This is a genomic window from Burkholderia sp. Bp9090, assembly GCF_003857985.1.
Lineage (GTDB): Bacteria > Pseudomonadota > Gammaproteobacteria > Burkholderiales > Burkholderiaceae > Burkholderia.
Map to the genome: position 1 here is coordinate 1 of NZ_QTPV01000092.1, position 2,172 is coordinate 2,172.

Consider the following 2,172-nt stretch of genomic DNA (forward strand, 5'->3'; position numbering starts at 1 on the left):
TCCGTGTCCTCCTTCTCCGTCGGCTCCGTCTCCGTGGCCTGCGGCTCCGAGTGATCCTGCTACTTCGGATTGTCCTCCTCCGGAAGTACCGCCTCCGGAAGTACCGCCTCCGGAAGTACCGCCTCCGGAAGTGCCACCCCCGGAAGTACCACCGCCCGAAGTACCACCGCCCGAAGTACCACCGCCTGAGCCCCCGCTGCCGGCGGCATTGCCGCCGCGGCCGGTGCCCCCCGAGCCAACCGAGCCGTTCGTCCCGCCCGTTGTCCCGCCGACGCCTGCGGGGCCGACGGCGCCATTGCCGTTGTTTCCGCCGCTACCCGTGCTGGCGCTCCCGCTTCCGGTCGTTCCGCCGCTACCGAGGCCGCCATTTCCGCCATTGCCGCCGCCGGCATACACACGCATCGCACAAGCGGCCGGGTTGGCCGCACATGACGCAGCGTTTTCGGCCAAGATCATCACGGTGTCCGCGCTGGACGTGGCGTCAGGCGCCGCGTTCTGCTCGATCTGGGCGGATGGGGTGGTGGAAGTGCCGTCACCCGGCAGCACGGTCACAGGAACGACGGTTGTCGTGTCCTGCGCGACGGCATACGAGCAGCAGCACGCAATCGCGGCTGCGGCCAGCAGGGTCATGCGATAGCACCGTCCCGTCGTGCGGGACAGTTGTTTCGTTCTGCTCATCATTGGCCTCCCGATGCGCGCGATGCCTCGACACGCGCGTTCATCAACGTGTGGAGCAGGGGACCAGCAACGATGCAGTGTCGTTTCGGCGGCCGACGTGTGTCCGGCCGGCGCCGGAGGCCAGCCGCGAGCACGAGTCGGCACGCGGGCCCGCCGTGCGAATCCCTAACTGCGAGATTCGTGCCACCGGCCGGCTATGCCCGCGGCGCAAGGCGCGCACGGAGTGCGCGACAGCGTGCGATACGTCGTCGTGAGCTTTTTGTTTCCGAACTGAAACGTCTGACTACGTCTGGCGCGCCGTCGTGTCGGCAGCGCGCGGCCAGCGATGGCAGAGGATCGACGCGATCCAGGCGACGAGAAAGAGTGCGACGATGCCGTAACCGATCGCGCCGAAGCGTTCCCCGAGTGCATCGAGCGCATCGCGCACGGGGCCCGTCAACGACAGCTTGTCGGCGAGCAGGCCGGCGGCCTCGATCCCGCCGATGGCCAGCGCGACGGCCGCCGACAGCAGCGTGATGCTCGCGTTGTAGAGCAGCTTGCGCCGCGGGTCGTCCATCGCCCATCCGTACGCATGCATCATCAGGACATTGTCGGTCGAGTCGATCAGCGTCATGCCGGCCGCGAACAGCGCGGGAAACAGCATGACCGTATAGAGCGGCAGCGCGTGGCTCGCCTGTGCGGCCGCGATCGCGAGCAGCGCGATTTCGGTTGCAGTATCGAAACCCAGGCCGAACAGCACCCCGGCCGGATACATGTGCCAGCTCTTCGACACGAAGCGGAACAGCGGGCGCAGCAGCCGACCGACGAGGCCGGCCGGAGGATGTGCATGCGCGGCGTCGTGCGCGTGATCGGGCGCGCCGCGATAGCGCCGCCACACGTCGCGCAGGATCACCAGGTTGATGCACGCGAGCACGAGCAGGAAGGTGGCCGACACGGCCGTGCCGATCGTGCCGCCGATCTCGCGGAATGCGTCGAAGCGGTCGCGCAGCGCGAACGCGCTCAGCGCGATGCCGAGCGTCGCGGCGATCACGATCGTCGAGTGGCCGAGCGAGAAGAACAGGCCGACCGTCACCGGACGCCGGCCGTCCTGCATCAGCTTGCGCGTCGCGACGTCGATCGCGGCGATGTGATCGGCGTCGACCGCATGACGCAGGCCGAGCCCGTACGCGATCGCCGCGGTGCCGAGCAGCAGCGGATGGTCGCGCAGCACCGCGAGTGCCCACAGCCAGACGGCGACGTTCGCGGCGATGAGGCCGGCATACAGCATCAGCAGGCGGCGCAGGGCAGGGCGGCGTGGCATCGGCAGGGTTCCGTCGGACGAATCGCGATGCATTGTGGCATGCGAAAAAAATGCCTGGCGTGCCGATCAAAAACGTCGCCGGCCGGTCGCATCGCTGCGTTCGACGGACGAAAAAAAGGTTCATCGCAGGAAACCGTGGAGGGTTTGGGAGCGATTGCGTAACCTGACGCCTGACTTTAAGGACGTCAGGAGAG

General features: G+C 67.8%; 1 protein-coding gene. It reads right to left on the minus strand.

Annotated features, from left to right (window positions below):
• Positions 1–961 precede the first annotated feature (961 nt).
• A complete protein-coding gene (locus DIE16_RS36160; protein WP_260426328.1) occupies positions 962–1,978 on the minus strand; it encodes a HoxN/HupN/NixA family nickel/cobalt transporter in 1,017 nt (338 codons plus the stop codon).
• Between the last annotated feature and the right edge of the window lie 194 nt (positions 1,979–2,172).

What these genes read in the sequence shown, in the direction of transcription:
- DIE16_RS36160 (WP_260426328.1), bottom strand. Translation starts at nt 1,978, where the DNA reads ATGCCACGCCGCCCTGCCCTGCGCCGCCTGCTGATGCTGTATGCCGGC.